This window comes from Streptomyces sp. NPDC003379 (assembly GCF_053589195.1).
Genome location: NZ_JBSFRK010000033.1, coordinates 20082 through 41806, shown reverse-complemented (window position 1 = coordinate 41806; position 21725 = coordinate 20082). Strand labels below are relative to the sequence as shown.

Annotated in this window: 17 protein-coding genes and 2 pseudogenes; 7 read left to right on the top strand and 12 right to left on the bottom strand. The window is 68.8% G+C overall.

Annotated elements, in window-relative coordinates:
- Window positions 1–15: 15 nt before the first annotated feature.
- Window positions 16–1182 (bottom strand): annotated as a pseudogene (gene xylA, locus ACWDVB_RS28100) (xylose isomerase).
- A 118-nt stretch (window positions 1183–1300) separates the two neighbouring features.
- Between xylA and xylB the strand changes: the two are divergent.
- On the top strand, window positions 1301–2755 hold the full coding sequence (gene xylB / locus ACWDVB_RS28095) for a xylulokinase (protein ID WP_451516114.1): 1455 nt from the start codon (window positions 1301–1303) through the stop codon (window positions 2753–2755).
- A 323-nt stretch (window positions 2756–3078) separates the two neighbouring features.
- On the opposite strand, the gene ACWDVB_RS28090 is transcribed toward xylB, so the two are convergent.
- Window positions 3079–3264 (bottom strand): hypothetical protein, encoded by a 186-nt coding sequence (locus ACWDVB_RS28090; protein ID WP_451516115.1) that lies wholly within the window; start codon window positions 3262–3264, stop codon window positions 3079–3081.
- A 156-nt stretch (window positions 3265–3420) separates the two neighbouring features.
- Between ACWDVB_RS28090 and ACWDVB_RS28085 the strand changes: the two genes are divergently transcribed.
- From ACWDVB_RS28085 to exaC, 4 genes are all read left to right on the top strand, one after another.
- Entirely contained in the window at window positions 3421–4434 is a 1014-nt protein-coding gene (locus ACWDVB_RS28085; protein WP_451516116.1) for an acetamidase/formamidase family protein, read from the top strand.
- A gap of 57 nt (window positions 4435–4491) precedes the next feature.
- Window positions 4492–5088 (top strand): N-acetylmuramoyl-L-alanine amidase, encoded by a 597-nt coding sequence (locus ACWDVB_RS28080; protein WP_451516117.1) that lies wholly within the window; start codon window positions 4492–4494, stop codon window positions 5086–5088.
- Window positions 5089–5206: 118 nt separating this feature from the next.
- Window positions 5207–6484: a GAF domain-containing protein gene (locus ACWDVB_RS28075; protein WP_451516118.1), complete on the top strand. Its 1278-nt coding sequence runs from the start codon at window positions 5207–5209 to the stop codon at window positions 6482–6484.
- A gap of 226 nt (window positions 6485–6710) precedes the next feature.
- Complete coding sequence (gene exaC / locus ACWDVB_RS28070) at window positions 6711–8234, top strand: acetaldehyde dehydrogenase ExaC (RefSeq protein ID WP_451516119.1); 1524 nt, start codon at window positions 6711–6713, stop codon at window positions 8232–8234.
- Between the two features lie 217 nt (window positions 8235–8451).
- On the opposite strand, the gene ACWDVB_RS28065 is transcribed toward exaC, so the two are convergent.
- Window positions 8452–9786, bottom strand: a complete 1335-nt coding sequence (locus ACWDVB_RS28065) for a tyrosine-type recombinase/integrase (RefSeq protein WP_451516120.1) — start codon at window positions 9784–9786, stop codon at window positions 8452–8454.
- Window positions 9783–9980, bottom strand: coding sequence for a helix-turn-helix transcriptional regulator (locus tag ACWDVB_RS28060; RefSeq protein WP_365357412.1), 198 nt, complete (start codon window positions 9978–9980; stop codon window positions 9783–9785). Before ACWDVB_RS28060 ends, ACWDVB_RS28065 begins: the two co-directional genes overlap by 4 nt.
- 2378 nt (window positions 9981–12358) lie before the next feature.
- On the opposite strand from ACWDVB_RS28060, the gene ACWDVB_RS28055 reads away from it, so the two are divergent.
- Window positions 12359–13042 carry a hypothetical protein gene (locus ACWDVB_RS28055; protein WP_451516121.1) on the top strand — a complete coding sequence of 228 codons (684 nt, stop codon included), beginning with the start codon at window positions 12359–12361 and terminating at the stop codon, window positions 13040–13042.
- Between the two features lie 573 nt (window positions 13043–13615).
- On the opposite strand, the gene ACWDVB_RS28050 is transcribed toward ACWDVB_RS28055, so the two are convergent.
- The 3 genes from ACWDVB_RS28050 to ACWDVB_RS28040 all read right to left on the bottom strand — a co-directional run bounded on the left by ACWDVB_RS28050 (window position 13616) and on the right by ACWDVB_RS28040 (window position 15520).
- Complete coding sequence (locus ACWDVB_RS28050; RefSeq protein WP_451516122.1) at window positions 13616–13849, bottom strand: hypothetical protein; 234 nt, start codon at window positions 13847–13849, stop codon at window positions 13616–13618.
- 405 nt (window positions 13850–14254) lie between these two features.
- Window positions 14255–14944, bottom strand: coding sequence for a methyltransferase domain-containing protein (locus ACWDVB_RS28045; protein WP_451516123.1), 690 nt, complete (start codon window positions 14942–14944; stop codon window positions 14255–14257).
- Between the two features lie 111 nt (window positions 14945–15055).
- Window positions 15056–15520: a hypothetical protein gene (locus ACWDVB_RS28040; protein ID WP_451516124.1), complete on the bottom strand. Its 465-nt coding sequence runs from the start codon at window positions 15518–15520 to the stop codon at window positions 15056–15058.
- A gap of 182 nt (window positions 15521–15702) precedes the next feature.
- Here ACWDVB_RS28040 and ACWDVB_RS28035 point away from each other — a divergent pair, with 182 nt between their 5' ends.
- Window positions 15703–16995: a helix-turn-helix domain-containing protein gene (locus ACWDVB_RS28035; protein ID WP_451516125.1), complete on the top strand. Its 1293-nt coding sequence runs from the start codon at window positions 15703–15705 to the stop codon at window positions 16993–16995.
- 51 nt (window positions 16996–17046) lie between these two features.
- Here the strand turns inward: ACWDVB_RS28035 and ACWDVB_RS28030 are convergent, their stop codons facing one another.
- The 5 genes and pseudogenes from ACWDVB_RS28030 to ACWDVB_RS28010 form a co-directional block, all read right to left on the bottom strand.
- Window positions 17047–17724, bottom strand: a complete 678-nt coding sequence (locus ACWDVB_RS28030) for a phosphotransferase family protein (RefSeq protein WP_451516126.1) — start codon at window positions 17722–17724, stop codon at window positions 17047–17049.
- Window positions 17724–17954: a hypothetical protein gene (locus ACWDVB_RS28025; protein WP_451516127.1), complete on the bottom strand. Its 231-nt coding sequence runs from the start codon at window positions 17952–17954 to the stop codon at window positions 17724–17726. Before ACWDVB_RS28025 ends, ACWDVB_RS28030 begins: the two co-directional genes overlap by 1 nt.
- A 33-nt stretch (window positions 17955–17987) precedes the next feature.
- A complete protein-coding gene (locus tag ACWDVB_RS28020; RefSeq protein ID WP_451516128.1) occupies window positions 17988–19349 on the bottom strand; it encodes a helix-turn-helix domain-containing protein in 1362 nt (453 codons plus the stop codon).
- Window positions 19350–19801: 452 nt separating this feature from the next.
- Window positions 19802–20704: a formylglycine-generating enzyme family protein gene (locus tag ACWDVB_RS28015; RefSeq protein ID WP_451516163.1), complete on the bottom strand. Its 903-nt coding sequence runs from the start codon at window positions 20702–20704 to the stop codon at window positions 19802–19804.
- Window positions 20705–20725: 21 nt separating this feature from the next.
- A pseudogene (locus ACWDVB_RS28010) lies at window positions 20726–21383 on the bottom strand (aminotransferase class IV).
- Window positions 21384–21725: the final 342 nt, after the last annotated feature.

Below are 21725 nucleotides of genomic sequence, written 5' to 3'. Positions count from 1 at the left end.
GCGCCGCGCAAACCCTCAGCCGCGCGCGCCCAGCAGGTGATCCATGGCCAGCAGGTCGAGGTACTCGAAGGCCATCCCGCGCGCGGCGGCCGCTTCCACATCGAAGGCCTCGTAGGCGCCTCGGTCAGCGAGCAGCCCGGAGAGCCCGTCTTGGGCCGAGGGAAGCGCCAGCTCGTCCAGGCGTGAGGCGCTGAGGGTCTCACGCACCTCGGGATCGGCGCGGAAAGCGGCCGACCGTTCCCGCAGGATCAGGTAGTTGCGCATGCACCGGCGACCGAGGCCCAAACCCCTTCGTAGTCCTCCGTACGGGGCGGCTTGGAGTCGAAGTGACGCGGCCCGTCGTAACCACCCCTCTCCAGGAGGTCCACCAGCCAGAAGGCGCTGCGCAGGTCACCCGCGCCGAACCGCAGGTCCTGGTCGTACTTGATGCCGGTCTGGCCGTTGAGGTCGATGTGGAAGAGCTTGTCCGCCCATAGCGCTTGGGCGATGGAGTGCGGGAAGTTCAGTCCGGCCATCTGTTCATGACCCACTTCGGGGTTGACGCCGAACAGTTCGGGCCGCTCCAGGCGCTCGATGAAGGCGAGGGCGTGGCCGACGGTGGGCAGCAGGACGTCGCCGCGCGGCTCGTTCGGCTTCGGCTCGATCGCGAACCGCAGGTCGTAGCCCTGGGAGGCCACGTACTCGGCGAGCAGGTCGAAGGCCTCCTTCATCCGGTCGAGCGCGTCGCGTACGTCCTTCGCGGCGCCGGATTCCGCTCCTTCCCTGCCACCCCACGCGACGTAGGTGCGTGCGCCCAGTTCGACCGCGAGGTTGATGTTGCGGATCGTCTTGCGCAGCGCGTAACGACGTACGTCGCGGTCGTTGGCCGTGAATGCGCCGTCCTTGAAGACGGGGTGCGTGAACAGGTTCGTGGTGGCCATCGGCACGACCAGGCCCGTCGCGTCCAGCGCCTGCCGGAAGCACTTGATGTGGCCTTCACGTTCGGTGTCGGACGACCCCGAACGGGATCAGGTCGTCATCGTGGAAGGTCACTCCGTGGGCGCCCAGGTCGGCAAGACGGCGCACCGAGTCGACCGGGTCGAGTGCGCCTCGGGTGGCGTCGCCGAACGGGTCACGACCCTGCCACCCGACGGTCCACAGACCGAAGCTGAACTTGTCCTCAGGAGTGGGCTGATAGCTCATCTACGACTCCCAGACAGTTCGTCATGTGGCTTAACAAATTAGTATCCGACGGCTCCGCTGGGAAGATCGGGGGAGACTCCGGGGCGCACCCGGGCGAGCCGCAGGAACGGAGACCGGTATGTCATCAGCACCATCGGCCCAGGGGCCCCTTGTCGTCGGCGTGGACAGCTCCACTCAGTCCACCAAGGCCCTGGTCGTCGACGCGGCCACCGGCCAGGTCGTGGCGAGCGGTCAGGCAGCGCACCGGGTCAGCTCCGGCGAGGGACGCGAGAGCGATCCTCAGGAGTGGTGGGAAGCGCTGTGCGCCGCCCTGCGGCAGTGCGGTCCCGCCGCGCGAGAGGCCTCGGCGGTGTCGGTCGGCGGCCAACAGCACGGGTTGGTCGTGCTCGACAAGGAGGGCAAGGCGGTGCGGCCCGCACTCCTGTGGAACGACGTGCGCTCCGCAGCGCAGGCCCGGGACCTTCTGGAGCGGCTCGGCGGCCCCCAGGAGTGGGCCGATCGGGTCGGCAGTGTGCCGGGGCCCTCCTTCACCGTGACGAAGTGGGCCTGGCTCGCCGAGCACGAGCCGGCAGCCGCCCGCGCCACGGCCGCCGTGCGCCTGCCCCACGACTACCTCACGGAGCGCCTCACAGGGCTCGCCACGACCGACCGTGGCGACGCCTCCGGAACGGGGTGGTGGGCGTCGTCTTCGGAGGCGTACGACGAGGAAATCCTCGGCATGGTGGGTCTGGATCCGGCGTTGCTGCCCCGCGTGGCCCGGCCCGGCGAGGTCGTCGGCACCGTGCGCGGCGGTGGTGAACTGCCCCTCTCCAAAGGCACGCTGGTCGCTCCGGGCACCGGTGACAACGCCGCGGCCGCCATGGGGCTCGGCCTGCGCCCTGGTACCCCGGTGCTGAGCCTCGGCACCTCGGGCACGGTGTACGCGGTCTCGGAGCACCGCCCCGCGGACCCGACCGGCACGGTGGCGGGCTTCGCCGACGCGCGTGGCGCGTGGCTGCCCCTGGCCTGCACCCTCAACTGCACGCTGGCCGTCGACCGAGTGGCCGCGCTGCTGAACCTGGACCGTGAGGCGGTGGCACCGGGCGGCGCGGTCACACTCCTGCCCTACCTGGACGGCGAGCGCACGCCGGACCTCCCCCTCGCATCCGGGATGTTGCACGGCCTGCGGCACGACACGACACCCGGACAGCTGCTGCAGGCGGCATACGACGGGGCCGTGCACTCACTGCTCGGCGCTCTCGATCTCGTCCTGGACACGGACGCCGACAGGTCGTCCCCTCTGCTGCTCATCGGAGGCGGAGCGCGCGGTGCCGCTTGGCAGCAGACCGTACGTCGCCTCTCCGGCCGCCCCGTTCAGGTACCCGAGGCCCAGGAACTGGTCGCACTCGGTTCCGCCGCGCAGGCGGCGGGCCTCCTCACAGGTGAGGACCCGAGCGCGATCGCTCGGCGTTGGGGCACCGCTCAGGGGCCGGTGCTGGACCCGGTGGGGCGGGACGAAGCGACGCTGTCGCGGATCTCGCAGGTGCTCTCCGACGCTGCGCCGCTCCTGGACGCGGCGCCCCATGCAGAGTGAGGGCTGACCGAGGCGTGATGAGAAGGCGGTGACTCAGCGACCTTCCTGTCCCCCGTTCGGGTGGCCGAGATATCCACAATCACACGGCTGTGCACAGATGCGAGCCGCGCCCTTCCGACCCAACCGGCAAGCGCCGTAACGTGATTCACGCGAGGTGCCGCCGACCTGGTGACGGTGGTGTCCCCGCGGATCGGGGGATTCACGTGTCGCGCTGGTGGCCTGCCTCTTCACCGCGTCGTGCGGGGCCGAACTGGCCCGGCAGCCGCCCGCGGCGTTCCTCCTCCTGGCGACGATCATCGTCACCACGCGGCCTGTTCCATCCCCTACGACACCTGGTGTTCCCGCTGCTCGGCATCGTCGCCTTCGTGCCCGCTCTGCTGACGGCGGCGGGACGGCCAGTCTTCTACGCAGGCCCGATCGTCGGTGTGTGGATGGTGGCAGGAGTCGTCGTCCTTGCCATGCTGTTGCGGCGGCATCCGGAGCGCATAGCCGAAACCGGCCGCGTTCATCTCGCGACGTGCCCGAACCGATCCCCGGCCAATTCGACCAACCGACCGGGGCGCACCGAGCGCCCCGGGAGACCAGAGCAGCGCGAGCAACAAGAGCGACAAGAGCGACAAGAGCAACCGGAACGGCCCGCCCGGCCAGAGTGGAGCAGTGCAGCAATGAGCGACCCCCGGATCCTGACCGTGCGGCCCGAGCCGGGCGAGTACGCCTGGACGTTCGGCGGTGCCCCGCCCGTGGCGCGCATCGCGCCGGGCACGGTTCTCGACCTGTTCACAGAGGACTGCTTCGCCGGGAACGTGCGCTCGGAGAAGGACCTTGTCTCCGAAGTCTGCGAGTTTCCGTTCCTGAATCCCCAGACAGGGCCCTTCTATGTGGAGGGCGCGGAGCCCGGCGACACGGTGGCCGTGCACTTCGTGTCGATCGAGCCGGCCCGCGACTGGGCGGCCTCCACGACAGTCCCCCTCTTCGGCGCCCTCACGTCCACACACTCGACCGCCTCGCTCCAGGCTCCGCTGCCCGAGGTCGTGTGGATCTGGCAACTCGACCGTGCCCGCCGTACCGCGCAGTTCAGCGCGCGGGACAGTGACATCCAGATCGAGCTGCCCATGGATCCCATGCACGGCACGGTCGGTGTCGCCCCCGCCAACCTGGAGGTGCGCTCGGCGCTCGTGCCCGACGCCCACGGCGGCAACATGGACACACCCGAGATGCGGGCGGGAGTCACCTGCTACCTGGGGGTGAACGTGGAGGGTGCTCTGTTGAGCCTGGGTGATGGGCATGCGCGGCAGGGCGAGGGCGAGACGTGCGGGGTCGCCGTCGAGTGCGCCATGAACACCGTGGTGATTGTCGAACTGCTCAAGGGAGTAGCCACCCCCTGGCCCCGTCTGGAGTCCGACACGCACATCATCTCGACCGGGTCGGCGCGCCCTCTGGAGGACGCGTTCCGCATATCCCAGCTCGACCTCGTGCACTGGCTGGTGCGTGATTACGGCTTCAGCGAGTTGGACGCCTACCAGTTCGCGACGCAGACCGTCGAGTCGCCGCTCGCCAATGTCTGCGACACCAACTACACGTGCGTGGCGAAGCTCCGCAAGGAGTGGCTGCCCGCGCGCGAGACGCACCGCGGTCTGCACGCGCGGCTGCGTGAGATCGCGTCCGCGCTTCCCCACTGAACGGCTGTGTGCAGTGCGCCAGTCCAGCCGTTCCCCTCACCGAGAGGCAGGTCAGTCATGGATCGAACGAGACGCTTCCCGAGCCGGCGCCGGCTGCTGCAGGGCGCGGCCGCCGCCGTGCCCGCGGCGCTCCTGACCACCACCCGCGCCACCGCCGGGGCCCGCGCGGTCGACTACCCCCTGGCCGAGTGGGTGCCGGCCAGCACGTCCAATTACACGGCCGCCAACCGCCCCAGCACCTATCCCATCGACTACGTGGTCATCCACGTCACACAGGAGACGTACGCGGACACGCTCGCCATCTTCCAGAACCCGGCGAAGAAGGTTTCGGCCCATTACGTGGTGCGTTCCAAGGACGGTCACATCGCGCAGTGCGTCCGCGACCGCAACGTCGGCTGGCACGCGGGCAATTGGACTTACAACACGCGCAGTATCGGCATCGAGCACGAGGGGTGGGTCGACAAACCCCAGTACTTCACCAACGCGATGTACGAGCAGTCCGCCGCGCTGACCGCCGCCATCTGCTCGAAGTACGGCATCCCCAAGGACCGTGAGCACATCATCGGTCACCATCAAGTCCCCGGTTCGGACCATACGGACCCCGGCCCGTACTGGGACTGGACGCGCTACGTACGCCTCGTCAACTTCGCCTGACGGCGGACTCGGCACACCGTGTCTCAGGGCGAAGAGTCCCGTCCAGTGCGGCACGCTTGTCGGCCTCCGATCCTGGGGCGACGATGGCACCACCGCATCGCCGTCCCGGGAGGCCGAGTTGACCGATCCATGGGTGGCCCTGGAGCCGGGCGTCGATCCCGCCGAGCGGGTGCGGGTGCTGCGCCGGGCGCATGAGAGATTCACCGCGGCCGGGACGGTTGTGTGTCCGGTGCGCCCGGTGGTAGCCGACTCCTGGCGCAGATCTGCCCGGGCGCGCGTCAGTCCGGAGGGTGTCGGCGCGGCGGTGGAGCTGACCGACGGCGACCTGGGGGCGTATCGGGCGGAGCATCCGCTGGCGAGGGTGATGCCGTTGTTCCGTGAGTTGATGGGCACCTTCGCGATGGACGGGGAGCATCTTCTCGCCGTGTGTGACGCGCAGGGCAGGCTGTTGTGGGTCGAGGGCCATGCGGTGACGCGGCGGCAGGCGGGGCGGATGAACTTCGTGCCGGGTGCGCGGTGGGCGGAGTCCGCCATGGGGACCAATGCCCCGGGGACGGCGGTCGCCGTGGACCGGCCGGTGCAGGTCTTCGCCGCCGAGCACTTCATGCGGCGTGTACAGCCGTGGACGTGCGCGGCGGCTCCGGTGCACGATCCGCGTACCGGGAGGCTGATCGGGGCGGTCGACATCACCGGCGGGGATGGCCTCGCGCACCCGCACAGCCTCGCCTTCGTGCAGGCGGTCGCGAAGGCCGCGGAGTCCCAACTGGCGCTGCTCGCCCCACCGGCAGCGGCCGGGGATTCCGTCGAGCTCTCGGTGCTCGGCCGGGACGAAGCGCTGCTTCTGGCGGGTGGGCGAAAGGTGCGGCTCAGCCGCAGGCACAGCGAGATCGTGGTGCTGCTGGCCCGCCATCCGGAGGGCTTGAGCGGGGACGAGCTGCTGTATGCGCTGTACGAGGACGAGTCGGTGCCGCAGGTGACGTTGCGGGCGGAGATGGCTCGGCTGCGGCGTGTGCTCGGGGCGGAGCTGTTGCGATCGCGTCCGTACCGTCTGGCGGTGCCTGTCGAATGTGATGTCGACACGGTCGAGCGTCGGCTGGGAGCGGGTGCGGTGGCGGCGGCCGCCGCCGCGTACGCCGGGCCACTGCTACCGCAGTCGCAGGCGCCCGCGCTGGTCCGGCTCCGCCGCAGGCTCACCGACCAGTTGCGGGCGGCGCTGATCGACCGCAACGACCCGGATCTGCTGGCCGACTGGGCGCGCGCTCCGTGGGGCGAGGACGACCTGGCGGTGTGGCGGGCGCTGGCCGCGCTGCGTCCCACGCCTTCCGTCCTGGCCAACCTCCGCGACCTCGACGCTGAGCTGGCCTTGGCCGGACGGGGCCCGGAGCGGACGTACTGACGGGGCGGAGCTGACGTACTTCCGGGGCCGGAGCAGACGTACTAGAGGAGGCCTCCGCGCAAGTCGCGGCAGGAACCACCCCTCACCCACCACCGGCCTACCCACCACTCACCACCCACCACAGCATCGTGACGAAAGGACGCAACGTGGATGCAACGTCCGGGGTTCTAGCCTCCGGGCGAGAGCTGCCCAACGGCGGGCAGCCTTCCCCGGGAGGCCAGCCAAGATGACCCGTTACGCAGCGCCCGGCACCGAGGGTGCGATCGTCTCCTACCAGTCGCGCTACGACCACTTCATCGGCGGCGAGTACGTGGCTCCCGCCCGTGGCCAGTACTTCGACAACCCCAGCCCGGTCAACGGGAAGCCCTTCACCGAGATCGCCCGGGGCACCGCCGAGGACGTCGAGCGTGCGCTCGACGCGGCGCACGCGGCAGCGCCCGCTTGGGGTCGCGCCTCCGTCACCGAGCGCGCGGACGTGCTGCGGAAGATCGCCGACCGGATGGAGGCCAATCTCGAACAGCTCGCGGTCGCCGAGAGCTGGGAGAACGGCAAGCCGATCCGCGAGACGCTGGCGGCCGACATCCCGCTCGCGATCGACCACTTCCGCTACTTCGCGGGAGTCATCCGTGCGCAGGAGGGGTCGCTGAGCGAAGTCGACGAGGACACCATCGCGTACCACTTCCATGAGCCGCTCGGCGTCGTCGCGCAGATCATTCCGTGGAACTTCCCCATCCTCATGGCGACGTGGAAGCTGGCGCCGGCGCTCGCCGCCGGGAACGCAGTCGTCCTCAAGCCCGCCGAGCAGACGCCGGCCTCCATCCACTACTGGATGAGCCTGGTCGCCGATCTGCTGCCGCCGGGCGTCATCAACATCGTCAACGGCTTCGGGGTCGAGGCGGGTAAGCCGTTGGCCTCCAGCCCGCGCGTCTCGAAGGTCGCCTTCACCGGGGAGACCACCACGGGGCGGCTGATCATGCAGTACGCCTCCGAGAACATCAAGCCGGTGACGTTGGAGCTGGGCGGCAAGTCGCCGAACATCTTCTTCGACGACGTATGGGCTGCCAACGACGACTTCCGGGACAAGGCGCTGGAGGGCTTCACGATGTTCGCCCTCAACCAGGGCGAGGTCTGCACCTGTCCGTCGAGGGCGCTGGTGCAGCGCGGGCACTACAGCCAGTTCCTCGAAGCGGCGATCGCCCGTACCGAGCAGATCAAGGCCGGGCATCCGCTCGACACCGACACCATGATCGGCGCGCAGGCCTCCAACGATCAGCTGGAGAAGATCCTTTCCTACCTGGACATCGGTCAGCAGGAAGGCGCCAAGGTCCTGACGGGTGGACAGCGGGTCGAGTACGACGGCGAGTTGGCGGGCGGTTACTACGTCCAGCCGACGATCTTCGAGGGCGACAACCGGATGCGGATCTTCCAGGAGGAGATCTTCGGCCCGGTCGTCTCGGTCGCGTCGTTCAACGACTTCGACGACGCCATCAAGATCGCGAACGACACGCTCTACGGGCTGGGCGCCGGGGTGTGGACTCGGGACATCAACACCGCGTACCGGGCGGGCCGGGCGATCCAGGCGGGCCGTGTCTGGACGAACTGCTACCACGCCTATCCGGCGCACGCTGCGTTCGGCGGCTACAAGCAGTCGGGTATCGGCCGCGAGACGCACAAGATGATGCTGGAGCATTATCAGCAGACGAAGAACCTCCTGGTGTCGTACTCACCGAAGAAGCTCGGCTTCTTCTAGAGGCGCGAAAGAAGGCGCCTGACCTGCACTTTTGCCGGTCAGGCGCCTTCCGCTCGGCCCGCTCAGAGCAGGGCCCGGTTTGCGTCGTAACTCCCAGTTCCTCCCACCGCTATCCCGCTTCTGACCAGCTCTTCCGGACCAGTCACGGACCAAAACCCCGACTCACCCCGCAGGCGCCGAGCCCTGGCTGACGCGGTCCCACTCCTGCATGGACTGCTCAACCAGCCGGTTGGCCTGCTCCCTGACGCCGTCCAGGAACTTGGCGTAGTGCCGGAAGAGGACCTCGATGCTCTGGCCCGCGCGGCGAGCGCATTCGGCCGGGTCCACACCGGAGTACAACCAGAACGAGATTCCGGCGGCGCCGGAGATCGTAGGGCTGCTTGGCCAGCCCGGAGGCGAGTTCCGTGCGGGTCAGGACATGCTTCCGTGCACGCGCCCACGTAATGCCATACGCGGACGCGTCCACGTAGTTGCCGGCCTGGTTCCGGAACAGCCGACCGTCCGGCGCCACGCCGAACCGTTTGATGTGCGCCCGCAGGACGCGCACGAACTTCGGCGGGATAGGCACCGGCCGGGTCGCGGTAGCCGCACGGCGCTTGAGCGAGTGCACCTCGTGCACCGCGCCGTCGTCCGTCCACTCCTTGCCCGCGGTGATGACTCCGCCCGACAGGTTGAGCATCCCCCATCCGGTCTCGGGCAGATGGCACTGTTCGAGCCGGAGGTGAATGACCTCCGCCGGCCGCATGGCCGCGTAGTACATACAGCCGAAGAACGCCTCCAGGTGAGGGCCGCGCCCGCGCTGCTGAGCAACCGCCGCAAGCAGCCGGTCGACTTGGGCCGGATTGGGGACGGCAGCCGGGTCCACCTCCTCACTGACCGCCGGAGCGTTCCACCTGGGCCCGTTGAGGGGATTCTCCGCGAAGTAACCTTTCTCCACGGCAGTGTTGAGCACCTCGTTGAACGCAGCCCGCTTGCGCCGCGCTGTCTTGGCCGCAGCCGCTGTGCCGTCCAGCTTGCGACACAAAGCGTCCAGTGCCCGTCGCAGCACGTCGGCTTCCGCGAGAGCACTAACGGGCAGGGAGTTTCGCTTCAGCCAGTCCAGGGCTTTCCGCCACTCCTCGGTCGGCTCTTGGGTCCATGCGTTCTTGTTGAACGCCCACGAGTACAAGGCGCGCCGCAGCACCCGTGGCTCCGGATACGTCGCGCCAGGCTGCACCAGGGCAGGTGTGATGGTGGCGAATGCGTCGGCCAGGGTACGGCGGATGTTTCCCGGTGTACGGTCCCACCGTTGATCGATGTATTCATGAGCAAGGTCGTACCACGTCGTCCGCTGCTTGACGGCCCGCAGCTCGGACGCCGGCAGACCCGTGTGCTCATCGAACGGCTCGCCCTCGCGCGCCGCCGTCATCAGCTTCGCATGCCGGCTCTCGGCGAGTCCGACAGTGCTGAACGATTCCGCATTCTCCCACCCGTTGACCGTCCATCGCACCTGAAAACGACCGCGCCGACCAGGACGCTCGCGTATGTCCCAGAAACGGACGTGGTAACTCATCGCCAAGTGTCAAAATCTCTCTCGCACGCGTCCCACCAGGCATCGAGATCTGTGCGACGGCACCGGAGTTCGCCATTGGGCAGCTTGATCATGCGGGGGGCTTGCCCGCGGGCGCGCATGCGGTAGAACGCCGACGGACTCATGCGAATCTCCGCAAGAACCTCGGCCAGCTTTAGCGCAGGAGGACGAGCCATGCAGTTGCACCTTCGTATTGAGAAAAGCTTCATGTCAGAAATCCGGGCGCGCGTTGATACGCAGCACAGACCACACGTCTTGCAAGGTCATCCGTTTTGGACTGACCGATATGACACAGCGGGGCATCACGGATCGGCACAGTTGGGATGGCCCTCACGGCACGCAGGAAAGCGGCCAGGGAGGAGGTATGGCGGAGCGGGGAGCCAAAAAAGCCACGGCATGAAGACACGGTCATTGATATGACAGCAGGCGACAGCGCCCTATACCTCCTCGCGAATGTGTGCGGCACTGCCAACTGTGTCCGCTACGACTCCACCGCCAAGCACAGCCGTGTGCGAACACCATCAATGCTCTGCACGATCCCCGGTTTCGCTAACCGGGGATCGCCTGCTATGTATCGCGCAGCAAGAAAAGAGCACGCCCATGGGCACCCCTGTCGTCTCCGTCAGGACGACAGCCGGTAGGACCGGAGAGCGGGGGTCGCTCCATCCCTGACGAGCATCAGAAGCCGTCTTCGGTGAGTCGGCTGAGGCTACGGGCCACGACACGATCGGGGGCGCCAACGGCTCGGGCGACTTGTCGGGGTGCGGCTCCGGGGTCCACCGCGACGTGCGAGACAACCGCTCGATCACGACGGTAGCGCCGTTGCAGCAGGCCCCTCGAACAGCCGGACCACGCAGACACAGAGACACAGCGCCATGGAAAGCGCCATAGTCGTGCGTCTCCTGAGCAGTCCACGCTTCAGAACGCCGAGCGCCAAGAGGATGGGAGCAGTGAAGCGAGCGCATCGGAGAGCGAGATCGACAGACGGGCCTCCTTAGAACGGGTTTTGGCGGCGAGACCGAGCAGGGCGGGAGTACGGGCCCCCAAGGCGTCCGGCTTGCATGCCGGTCGTCCCAAAGCCCGCACCCCTTCACTGACCTGGTGTTTTCCGGGACGTTGTACGTTGACATGGTCTCGGAGGGGGTTCCAGCCCTTTGGGGTTCTTTCTCGTCTGCCGTGGGCGGATCTGCCCTTCGACGGCGAAGCCAGTCGCTCAGTCATCCAATCGAGGCGGTTGACAGCGAACCCAGCCGTTTCGGTTCTCTGACAGTGAATCTAGTCGTGAGGGGTAAGCAGGCTGGGGGTGTTGTATGGCCGTACCAGCTGGGGCGGACGGGTGCCGTGCCGTACGTCGAGGTGTCGTGTGTCGAGGGCAGGCGCGGGCGTCGACGGCATCCGTTGTTGGCTGCGTGTCGGCCAAATTCGATAACGCGGTTCCGGTACGGCCATTTCGATGGCCGCCGGATGGGCGTCACTTCCCGGGCTGGTATCGGCCAGCGACTGCCAGGCAGCAGCACGTCAGTTTGAGTCGTGGCTGGAGCGGGACCGTCTCGTGCCGTGCGTGTCAAGGTCGACCAGAACGGCATCGGCCACGGTGTGGTCAGCATGCTGGAGCGGTGGGCCGATACGGGCCGGCACCGCGCGTAGATCGTCGGCGTCATGGTGTCGGAGTCGCCGAGCCAGGACGACCGCGGCGCCGTCATGCGGCCCTGGCGCAAGCGGGACGAGATGTGGCTGGCGACCCGGAGCCTCCTCCAGCCGGACCCGTCCTCCGGCCGCGGGCGGCTGCGCCTCCACGTCGACAAGAAGGCCGCCGCACAGCTCTCCACCCCGAAGCTGCTGTCGAAAACGAACGGCTACACCGAGGCCAAGTCGAAAAGGGCGATGAGGGCCCGCGGCATGAAGTCACCGGACCGGGCCGAAGCCATCCTCTTGAGCCCTGTACGAGCCGGAGCCCCTGCACGAGCCGCGCTGCCGCGGCCTACTGAACTGAAGGACACCCCTGGCGCCGCCCACCCTGCGCACTTCCTGGCAGCCCACGCCGGACCGCGGCGTACCGGCCGAGGCCTCCACCACCGACACCGAACAGCTCCGCCTGGCCCTGCGCGACTACCGCGAGACGGCCGAGCGACTTTGCGGATCTGACAGCCCGACAGACGGAGCGGGGGTGCCAGGAACTGCGGTTCCCGGCACCCCCGCTCCGTGTGTGAAGCCGCAGGACGCTGGGCCGCCGCGGCGCGTCCGTTCACCCGGCCCGCAAAGAATCCGGCGAAGCGCCATGGTCTGCGCCCCGGCGGCCCCTACCGTGTACAGAACGCAGCGCTTCTCGTGCCGGGGCGGCGCCAAAGGGGGCTGGGCCATGTCCAAGGGAGAGTCCCCGCAGCGGTCCGCGCGGCCGCGCCGCCGCCCGATGGCGGTGGCGGTCGCCGTCGGTCTGGTGGTCGGCGCCGTGGGAGGCCTCGCCGCCCACCTGTGGTAGCCCGGCGAGGACGGCGAGTCTGAGCCGTCCGCCGCCGCACCGGCCGGTTCCCGGGCCGAGACCGTCCGCTCCGCGATGCTGGGCCAGCGGCGGGTCGGTGTCGACGTCCGCGCCCGCGAGCTTGGTGCCCCCGACTCGTTCCACGGCCAGGCCCGCCTCGACCTGGTCGACGCCGGCACCGCGAAGGCGGCGACCCATGTCGCCTATGACGGGGGCGAGGGCCACCCCTGGTATCCGCCGGAGGTGGTGCTGATCGGCGACCGCGCCGCCATCACGCCCCACGAGGCGGTGGCCGGACCCGGGTCCGGCCCGGACGGCGGATACCGCACCGAGCCCGACGCGACTGCGGCGGCCGAGGACGACGCCGACGTCCACGCCGCCCTGGAAACCCGCTGGCTGGCCCAGCCCGCCCACATCGAGGCGCTCCTCGACGGCGCCACCAGCGTGCGCACCGAACGGAACGGCGGCACCCGCACCCTCACCGGCAGCACCCCGCTGCGCGCCCTGGCCGCCGACCCGGCCGTCGGCGCCCTCTACCTCCCCTACGCGACCGACCGCCCTGGCTGCACCGTCCGCTTCACCCTGGTCGTTACCGCGCGCGACCTGCCCAAGAGCCTGAAGACCCGGGTGCCTTCGGCGGCCGACACGGCGGCCGGCGACGAGTCCTTCCAGGTGAAGTACCGCGATTGGGCCGAAGGCGAGCCGATCACCGCCCGCCCCGGCCCCACACCCGCACCCCAGTGGACCGCCACCGACTGAGGCGGGCCGACTCGTGCGGCTGCGAGCCGCAAGAGCAGGACGTCAGCTCGGCCGGCCAGCGGTTTTCGCGTGTGTCACCAACAGCGTCGACGCACCCGAACCCGGTGCTGGCCGTCGAGGACGTTGCCCTGCACGTCGACCTTGATGGCTTCGCCGTTGAGGGGCCAGGTGTTCGCCTGGATGTCGCGCGGTAGTCCTCGACTGTGGCGGCCCTCACGTTGCGGTTCTTGGTGTTGCGGCGCAGCACGCAGCTGGCCAGCTGGGATGAAGTTCGATGATGTGAGCGCTGGGGCCGTTGGGGTTCGCCAGCAAGCCGTCCAGCTCCCGGAGCGTCTTCGGTGCAGGGTAGAGCGGGGCGACAGTTGCAGCAGTCATCGGAGGGGCATCTCCTCGTATTGGAGCTGTACACGTGGCGGGGGCTCCCCAAGCGGAACCCCCGCGTCTATGTACCTGCCATCCGAGTATTTGTTACGCCACCCTCATCACCGCAGTTCAGGTGCTTGGTGCAATGATCTTGACTATCACAAGGGAGATGCGGGTACCGCCGGTCGTCACGAGCGGCCCCATCTCCAGCTACGGGCCGAGGAGGTGAGCCGAGTTGTCGTCGGGAAGGAGCCCGGCATCGACCAGCCCGTCCACGTACGCCTTGGCGGTCGGCGCCCAGTTCCCTGGATCGCGCTTCCGCTTGATGGGCCGCGGGTGCAGCACGTAGTACACGGCCGCCCGCTCCAGCCGTGGTAGGCGCCGGGCCCTCGCGGTCAGTGACGCCTCCTGCCGCAGCCGCTTCTTGAGCCGGTGCTCCGCCATGTGGTACAGCCTCTGATTGCTCGACGGGAGTCCCCGTACGGCATGAGCATCGTCCACGACCGCCGTGCCCCGGTAGAGCGGCAATGCTCACGCTCATATCGGGGGCGCCGGAATTGATGGCGGTCCGAGCCCGGAGGCGTCCGTACGGCGGCTACGCAGCTTCGCCGTAGTGCCCTATATCGGCACGGCCGTCCCGCCCGCAGGGCCGCGAACTCCTTCTCGGTCACTCGGACTGTCACGGTCGATCCCCTGATTCGCTGCCGGTCTGCCTCGGCGAGGGCTCTCCGCCGACTGGCAGGTTCACCGCTCGCTGGTCAGGGGAACGGCGCGGCGGGCTCCGGTGTGACAGTCCGGCGCAGGCGTCGCGAACGGGTGGTCGGGGCGGCCTTCTCCGGAGAGGGGAGGTCAGCGCTGCTGGTCTGCGATCACGAGCAACGTGTCCGCCGCGCGCGGCCCGTCGGGCTTTGCCGGAAGCACGTCGACGGCGACGTTGGTGAACCCGGCCTCGTCGAGGGCCTTCCCCCATACCTGCTCCTGGAGGACCCACCGGCGCAGCGAGGCCTTCTCGCCCTCGGGGGTCTTCGCGGGGATGTTGGCTGCCACCAGGTCCGGCTGGGCAGGAGCGCCATTCAGGTAGTGGGCCAGGGTGGAGAAGACCAGTCGCCCGCCCGGCTTCAGCGCAGCGGCGGCGGCCCGCAGGAGTGCGCGCGGATCAGTAAAGTCGACGGCCCCGAACACGCTGTACAGGACGTCGTAGACGCCTTTCGCCGCCTGGAGGTGGTGTACGGCGTCGGACAAGGTGATACGCAGGCGCGGAGCGAGGTGGGCGAACAGATCGGTGGCCATCTCGTACTGCGCGGCGGAGGCGTCGATGGCGACAATCTCGGCGGGCTCGTGGTGGACGGCCAGATGCGCGGCGTGCCGGGCGGCTCCGGCACCGAGGTCGCCGACCACTCGTCCCGTGAGATCGCCCAGCACTTCGCAGCCGGGGCCGCCGTCCTGACTCCAGATCCAGTGGAAAGCATCGGGGACGGCGCGGTCGCGCTCGGCACGGGTGCGGCCGTAGTGGTGCCAGAGGTCTGCCGTGGTTGTCATCCGCACCATGTTGGCGGGCGCGGGCTGGCGCCGGGGTGGGTTCCGGCGAAGCTCACCCGGCCGAATGCCGTGCCCCGGCCTGGGACGGTCGGGGCACGACTGTGTCGCTGGTCAGTGCGAGTCGTTGCCCGGGTGGCAGGGGCCGCACGGGGCAGCGTCCGCCCACAGCGGGAGGTCGACGTCCCACCCGTCGGCGGCGACGATGTGGGCCGTCCGCATCACCGAGCCGTCGTTCTTCATCTCGACTTCGGGCACGTGGTGCAGGAAGCTGCCGCCGTTGAAGCGCTCGCACAGTTCGGCGTACGCCACGGTGTCGAGGATGATCGTGTGGACGCCGATGTCGACGAGCTTGCTGGGCGCGAGCCCCAGCCCCTCGCCCTGGTGCCGCATCGCGGTCAGCAGGTAGGCGTAACCCTGTTCGAGAACCCGGGCCGCCATGATCGAGTCGTACGGGTAGTCACGCACGAGCAGCCCGACCTGCTTATCCCACAGACCGCTCGATACGACCTCCCGAGCAGAGCGGACCGGGCCGCTCATCGGGCCCGTGGCCAGAGGAGCTGCAACAGCCGTTGCCATGATGCCTCCGATGGACGTGCCCCGTGGTTCGAGGCGCTGCACCCAGCACACCGCACCGCCTCCTCCTACGGTGATCGCCAACCATGTCGTGCAAGGGCTTTGCACGTCGTGCAAACAGCCTCGACCGCGACAAGAACCGTCCGTACCGTTGAGGGCCCCGGTCGTGCGGCGTGGGAGGACCTGTGCCCGTTGACCCGTTCTGGAGCACCCCCAAGGCACGCGAGTTAGCCGAGCAGCGGCGCGCTGGCGCGCTCATCCGTCTCGGCCGTGAACATCTCTCCTGGACCCTCGCCGCCCTCGGCGACCGGATCGGCTGCGCACCCGCGACAATTTCCCGGCTGGAGCGGCGCCGCAGGGTCGTCGACCTGGACCTGGTCCACCGCGCCGCGCAAGAGGTCGGCGTTCCGCCACACATCCTGATGACTTCCCTGGCGCCACCCGCCCCGAAGGTGCCGACGGCCACTAGAGTGACGGCCAGTCCGCACGCCGAGGAGGACCCGATGCGCCGCCGTACGCTGCTCACCGCCACGGCTGCAGCCGGGCCAGTCGCCCTGATGATGGGGCTCGACGAGGCCCTGGCCGACACACCAGCCTCGACCGGGCAAGGCCCCCTGGATGGCCGGATGGCGGCCGCCCGCGAGTTGTACGACAAGGGCGCGCACTCCCGTCTCCTCGCCGCGCTGCCCGGCCTCATCGCTGACGGACATGCCGCGGCCTCCTCCCGTCGCGAACTCGATCAGGCCAGGCTCTCCTCCGTCTACAGCCTGGCCGCTGCGGTGCTGACCAAGCTCGGCTCCTACGGCCAGGCCCGGCTCACCGCGGACCGGGCCCGCACCTGGGCCGAGGTCGCCGGTTCTCCGCTCGCGTCCGCGGCCGCCGCCCGGGAGCTGGCCATCGTCCTGCGCCACCAGGACCGCGGCGCCGAAGCCCAGCGCCTCATGACGACAGCAGCCTCTGCCGTCGAGGCGACCGGCCTGCGCACCGATGCGACCGTGTCGGCCTATGCACAGATGCTCTGCACCCTGGCTTACACCGCTGCTCGGGGCGGCCACCGCGCCGAAGCCCTGTCGATGACCGAGGAAGCCCGCCGCGCCGCTCGTCGGCTGCCGGCCACCGCACCAGCGGGCAGACTGTTCCCCATCAGCCCGGCCGCCGTGGACTTGTACGCCGTCGGCGTGCACTGGGCGCTCGGAGATGCAGGAGGCGCCCTGGAAGCCGGGAAGAACCTCCACCCCGCCCAATTCCCCACGGCTGAACGCAAGGCACGCATGGGCACCGACATGGCACGCGCTTGGTGGGCCTGGGGACGGCCAGAGCAGACCGCCCGCTCCCTCCTGGACGCCTACCGAGCCAGCCCCGGCGAAGTCCGAGACCGCCCCGCGATCCGCAGCATCGTCGACCAGCTGGCACAACGCCACCCCCACACCAGCGGAGTCAAGGAACTCCATGCCGCTACCGCTCGGCAGGGACGCTAACTGGTGCGACTTCCCGCGAGCACAGATCACTGAAAACGTGCGGGGCCTTCGTCAGAGAATGCGCCAGCGCATGCCCAAGTCTTCACTCTCGAGGCCGTGTACGCGGCGCAGAACTTCGTGGACGCTTTCCGGCGCGTGGTGCATTTTGCGCGCATTTGTAGTGACCATGCGCAATTCGCGGAGGTCACGCAGGGTCGGATAACCGGCCAGCGTAGTGACGTCGTACCCATAGCCCGTGGCGAAGTCCTGGTAGTGCTCCGGGCCGTAACCGAAGCGTCGGCAGTGAACCTCGATGGTGACCAGGTCCCACTCCGGGTGGCCATACGCCACGGTGTCCCAGTCACACAGCACCGCTTCATCGCCATGATGCAGGGCGTTGCGGTGCTGAGGGTCGCCTTGCAACGGGCCGGTCGGCAAAGCGAAGTTCACTTCGGCGAGTTCGGCTTCGAGCCGGTCGACGCGTTCGGTGAGGAACCGGAGGGTCGCTGCGGGGAAGGCGGTGATCGCGGCGATGGACTTGCGGATGGCGCGGACGTTGTCGTGTTCTGGCAGCTCGACGGGTGGTGTGGGCAGGTTGTGGAGGTGGAAGAGGGGCTTGGCGATCTGTGCGGCGCTGACTGGGTGGTCTGGCTGCGGGAGGTAGGTCCAGATGGTGACGGCGTGTCCGTCCACCAGGAGAGGTTGTTCCGGTCCAGGGTGCAGCGGCACGGTGGGGAAGCCGCGGTCCATCAGCCAGCGCGTACGAAGCGGGTGGTGCGTTGCACGTTGCTGGCCGGGGTGCCGCGGCGGGCGACCTTGACCACTGCGGCGGCCTCGGGTAGCAGGATGACGGCGTTGGTGTGTCCGCGCAGGAGGCGTGCGTTCGACCCGTCGAGGTCTGCTACCTCGCAGGTGTGCTTGACGATGTGGCGCAGTTCGGATTCGTCGAAGCCGCCGGGTGCCGGTGCTGGAGCTGTCATGGGGTTCAGGCTGGCCGACGATCCCGGGCGCTGTCACGCGGGTCCCTTGGGCAGCGCGAGGATTTCGGTGAGTTCGCGTGCGGCGCGTCCTCGGCGTATTCCTGGTGGGAGCACTTCCAGGACGTCCCGGGCCCGCTCCTCCAGGATGTGAGTGCGGTGGCCGGCCGGTACCCGGAGGTAGGTGGTGCCGGCGAGTTGGCATGCCTCGGCTGGACTGCGGTCGTGTGCCAGGCAGATCGCCGCCTTCAATTGAAGGAGGGCAGGATCGATTCCCGTGCGGGCCGGGTACATGGCGAGTGCTTCTTCCTGCACTCGGCGGGCCTGGCTGCTCCGGCCCAGGGCGGTGAAGGCGCCGCTGAGGTACAGCAGCATCCGCCGCTCAGGGAAGCTGAAGGCATCGTCTTGGTCGCCGGGGTCACAGCGGTCGTACAAGCGCTGGGCAGCGGCGATGGCGGTTTCCGCTGCGGCGGCATTCCCTTGACGGGCCAGGGCTCGGGCTTCTGCCGCGGTCGCGAAGGCGGCTGTCGCGGTCTGTCGGCCTCGCGAGAGCAGACGGGCTTCCCGGCCCAGGGTGACGGCACCTTCCAGGGGCCCGTAGTAGTACGGCAGCATGGCGCGCTGGGCGCGGACCCGGGCCCTGAGTTCAATGTTGCCGCTGTCGTCAGCCGCGCTCTGCGCAGTGTCGTACCAGGCGCGAGACGGTGAGAGGCGCCCCAGCTTCATCAGGGCATCGGCGACCAGTGTGGCAAGCACCGCCGTCATCTCCGACAGCCGGACTTGCACCGCGGCAGGCTGCCGGTCCACCGCCAGGTTCTTGACTTCCTCCAACTCATCGAGGAGTTCGGTGAGCATCTTCGCGGGCGGGGCGTAGAGGTACTGCCGCCGGACATCGAGGATGCGTTCGTCGAGCAAGTCCATCTGCGCGGCGGTGACACTGCCCAGCGCCAGAGTCCGGTCCATGGAACGGCGGGCGGCCTCAATCCGGCCGTCGATCAGATCGACCGGTGCGCCAGCCCTCTCGGGCTGCTGTTCCGGCGTCCAGGCGCTCCCCGCCGGAACAGCGAAGCCCAGATCATGGGCCGAGCAGTCGTACAGGCGGCACAGCAAGGAGATCGCTCCCTGTCGTGGCTGGTGCATGCCCATCTCCCACAGCCGCAGTTGGTCGGCATCAGTACGTGGCGCGGTCAGCCCCAGGTCTTCCGCCAAGGCGCGTAAATGATCAACGGCTTCGGTCTGAGTCCACCCGCGCGCAAGCCGCTGGGCGCGGAGCAAACTGACGTGGCAGCACTGGTGAATCTCTAAGGCGATCTGGGACAGCCCGTATCCCGCCTCGGACCGTGTCTCGCGGATGCGTTTGGCGCACGAGGGGCTGTGCGATACCGAACGCTGGTTCATGAGCGGGCCCTTCTCCGTACGCGGTGACCCGCCACGAGCGTAGTGAGCAGACCGCAACGCTGCGTTGATAATCCGTGACTTCTTCACGGTCCCGAGGCGCGAAACCGTGAAACGGACGGCGCACCCGTAAAACGCCCTCGGGTCACGGTTGTTGCCGACTGCCCTCCTGACGACCCTTACACCCCCGAACCTCGCAGGCCGGACCACCAACGTCGGCGCTCAACCGTTACGTACGGATGCCGTTGGCGACCACAGCCACGGGAATCGGTGCAACACCTTGCAGGGTCCCCCGCACTGAGCAGATGGGAAGTTCCCCCATGACGCCCATCACCGACGTCACCTTCAAAGCCACGAAGCCGACGCTTCAGGAGTCGTGGATACCGGCCAACACGAGCACAGCGCCTCGTCCCTTGGGCACGCTGCCCGTGGGCGACGAGCACACCCATTCCGCACTACGCAGCGGCGATACAGCGGAACCCGGTGTCGTTGTCCTTCATGCTCGCGTTGGCGGCGTTCCGCAGCGAGGGTGTGCAGCGCTCGAACGGGCTGGTGAAGGCCGAGCCTTTCAGCTCGTACCGGCTGTTCCCCGCTGTTTCCTCGGTGGAGCACCACTCCCAGACGTTGCCGCACATGTCGAAGACACCGAACGGGGAGACGCCGGACTGGTAACGGGCGACAGGCGTGGTCGCGTCGATGCCGGCTTCGGCGACGTTCGCCTTCGCGGCAGTCGGTTCGTTGCCCCACGGGTAGATGCGTCCACGGGGCCCGCGGGCGGCTTTCTCCCACTGCCGGGCGGTGGGCAGCGCCTTACCGGCCCAGCGGGCGTAGGCGGCGGCGTCGTGCCAGCTCACCCACACCACCGGGTGAGTGGCCAGCGTGACGGGGCGGTTCCCTCCGGGCCAGTGCTGGGGCGGACGGTGTCCGGTGGCACGCACGAAGGTCGCGTAGTCCCCGTTGGTCGTCGGGTAGACGTCGATGAGGTAGGCGTCCAGCCACACCGAACGGTTGTCGGGGCCGGACAGGTAGATCCCTTCCTCAACGAGGGTCATGACCTTCCCGTCGATGGGGTGCCTGCGGGTGTGCGGGTCGTTGCGCAGCAATTCCTCGGCGCCCTCGTCGTGCTCGGCGGCGGCACGTTCGGTGAGGAGCGCGGCGAACCGCTGCTGCACGAGAGGGTCGGCCTGGGCAAGGAGCGTGTCCAGGGCCGCCTGGTTGTCGAGTCCGAGTTCGACGGTCTCCCCCCGGCCTTCCCACCGTGGGATCTGGCGGGGGTTCACGCCAACGAGGTCGGCAAACGCCTTACCCGTCTTACGCATGGCCTTGCGCAGCAGTCCGGCCTCGCGGCCGGTCCACATGGTCACCCCCGCCACGGTGCGCTACAGGGTCTCGCCGGGGATGGACAGGTACGCCTCCTGGAGCTGTCTCAAGACGGGGTGGTAGACGGGGAATTCGACGTCGTCGATCGCGGACAGCGGGCGGACGCCGATGCTGGTGTTCGTGGCAAAGGCCGCGGCCATGCCCTTCGCCTGTTCCAGGGTGACGGTGGCGATGCGGTGTTCGGCGTGCTGTTGGAGCAGGGCCATGGTGACCCCGGGCAGGACGGGGGCGTCTGGCCACACGACGGTGCCCTCCTGGTCGACGAAGGCGACGTTCCAGGTGCCGCCCTCGGATACGAGTCCATCCTTGCCGACGAAAAGGGCGTCGCCGAAGCCTGCTCGTTGGGCCGCACCGCGGGCGTGCAGGGCCCCGAAGAGGCCGACGTGCTTCACCTCGGGCAAGTCTCGCTCGTACACCACGCTTTGGGCCCGCAGCGGTTCGGGGGGGAAGGGTCCCGGCGCTGCGCACGGACACCAGGACATGGGGGTCCTCGGCGTCCGCGGGGCGGCCCATCCCGACCTTCGGGTCATAGATAGTGACGCGGACGACGCAGGGACGGCTCTGTCCCTCCAGGCCCTGGCGGACGTAGCCGCGGACGCGTTCAGGGTCCAGCTCCGCGCCCCACACGATCCTGCAGTCCCGCACGAGGCGTTCCATGTGCAACGTCAGGCCGCGGATGCTGCCGTCCGCAGAGACGCGCATGGACGTGAAGTGGCCTGTGTTCGTGAGCGCCAGGGCGAGCAAGTCGTCGGCAGACACGGGCTTGCCATCGAGAGTCACCATGCGGCCCAGCATGGCAGGAGCGCCCGCTCCGGCGGCACCCCAATCATAGTTACTGAGGGGTCAACGTCATCGCAAAGTCATTCCCAAGCCTTCCCCGGCAGGTGTTCGCTGGTCACCGACCGGACACGCCGAGTGACTGGCGGGACGGCCTGCCCTGCATTGCGTGACGGCGCAGAAGGCCCCCACGCTTCTCCCCACCGCCCACCCGGGAGACCC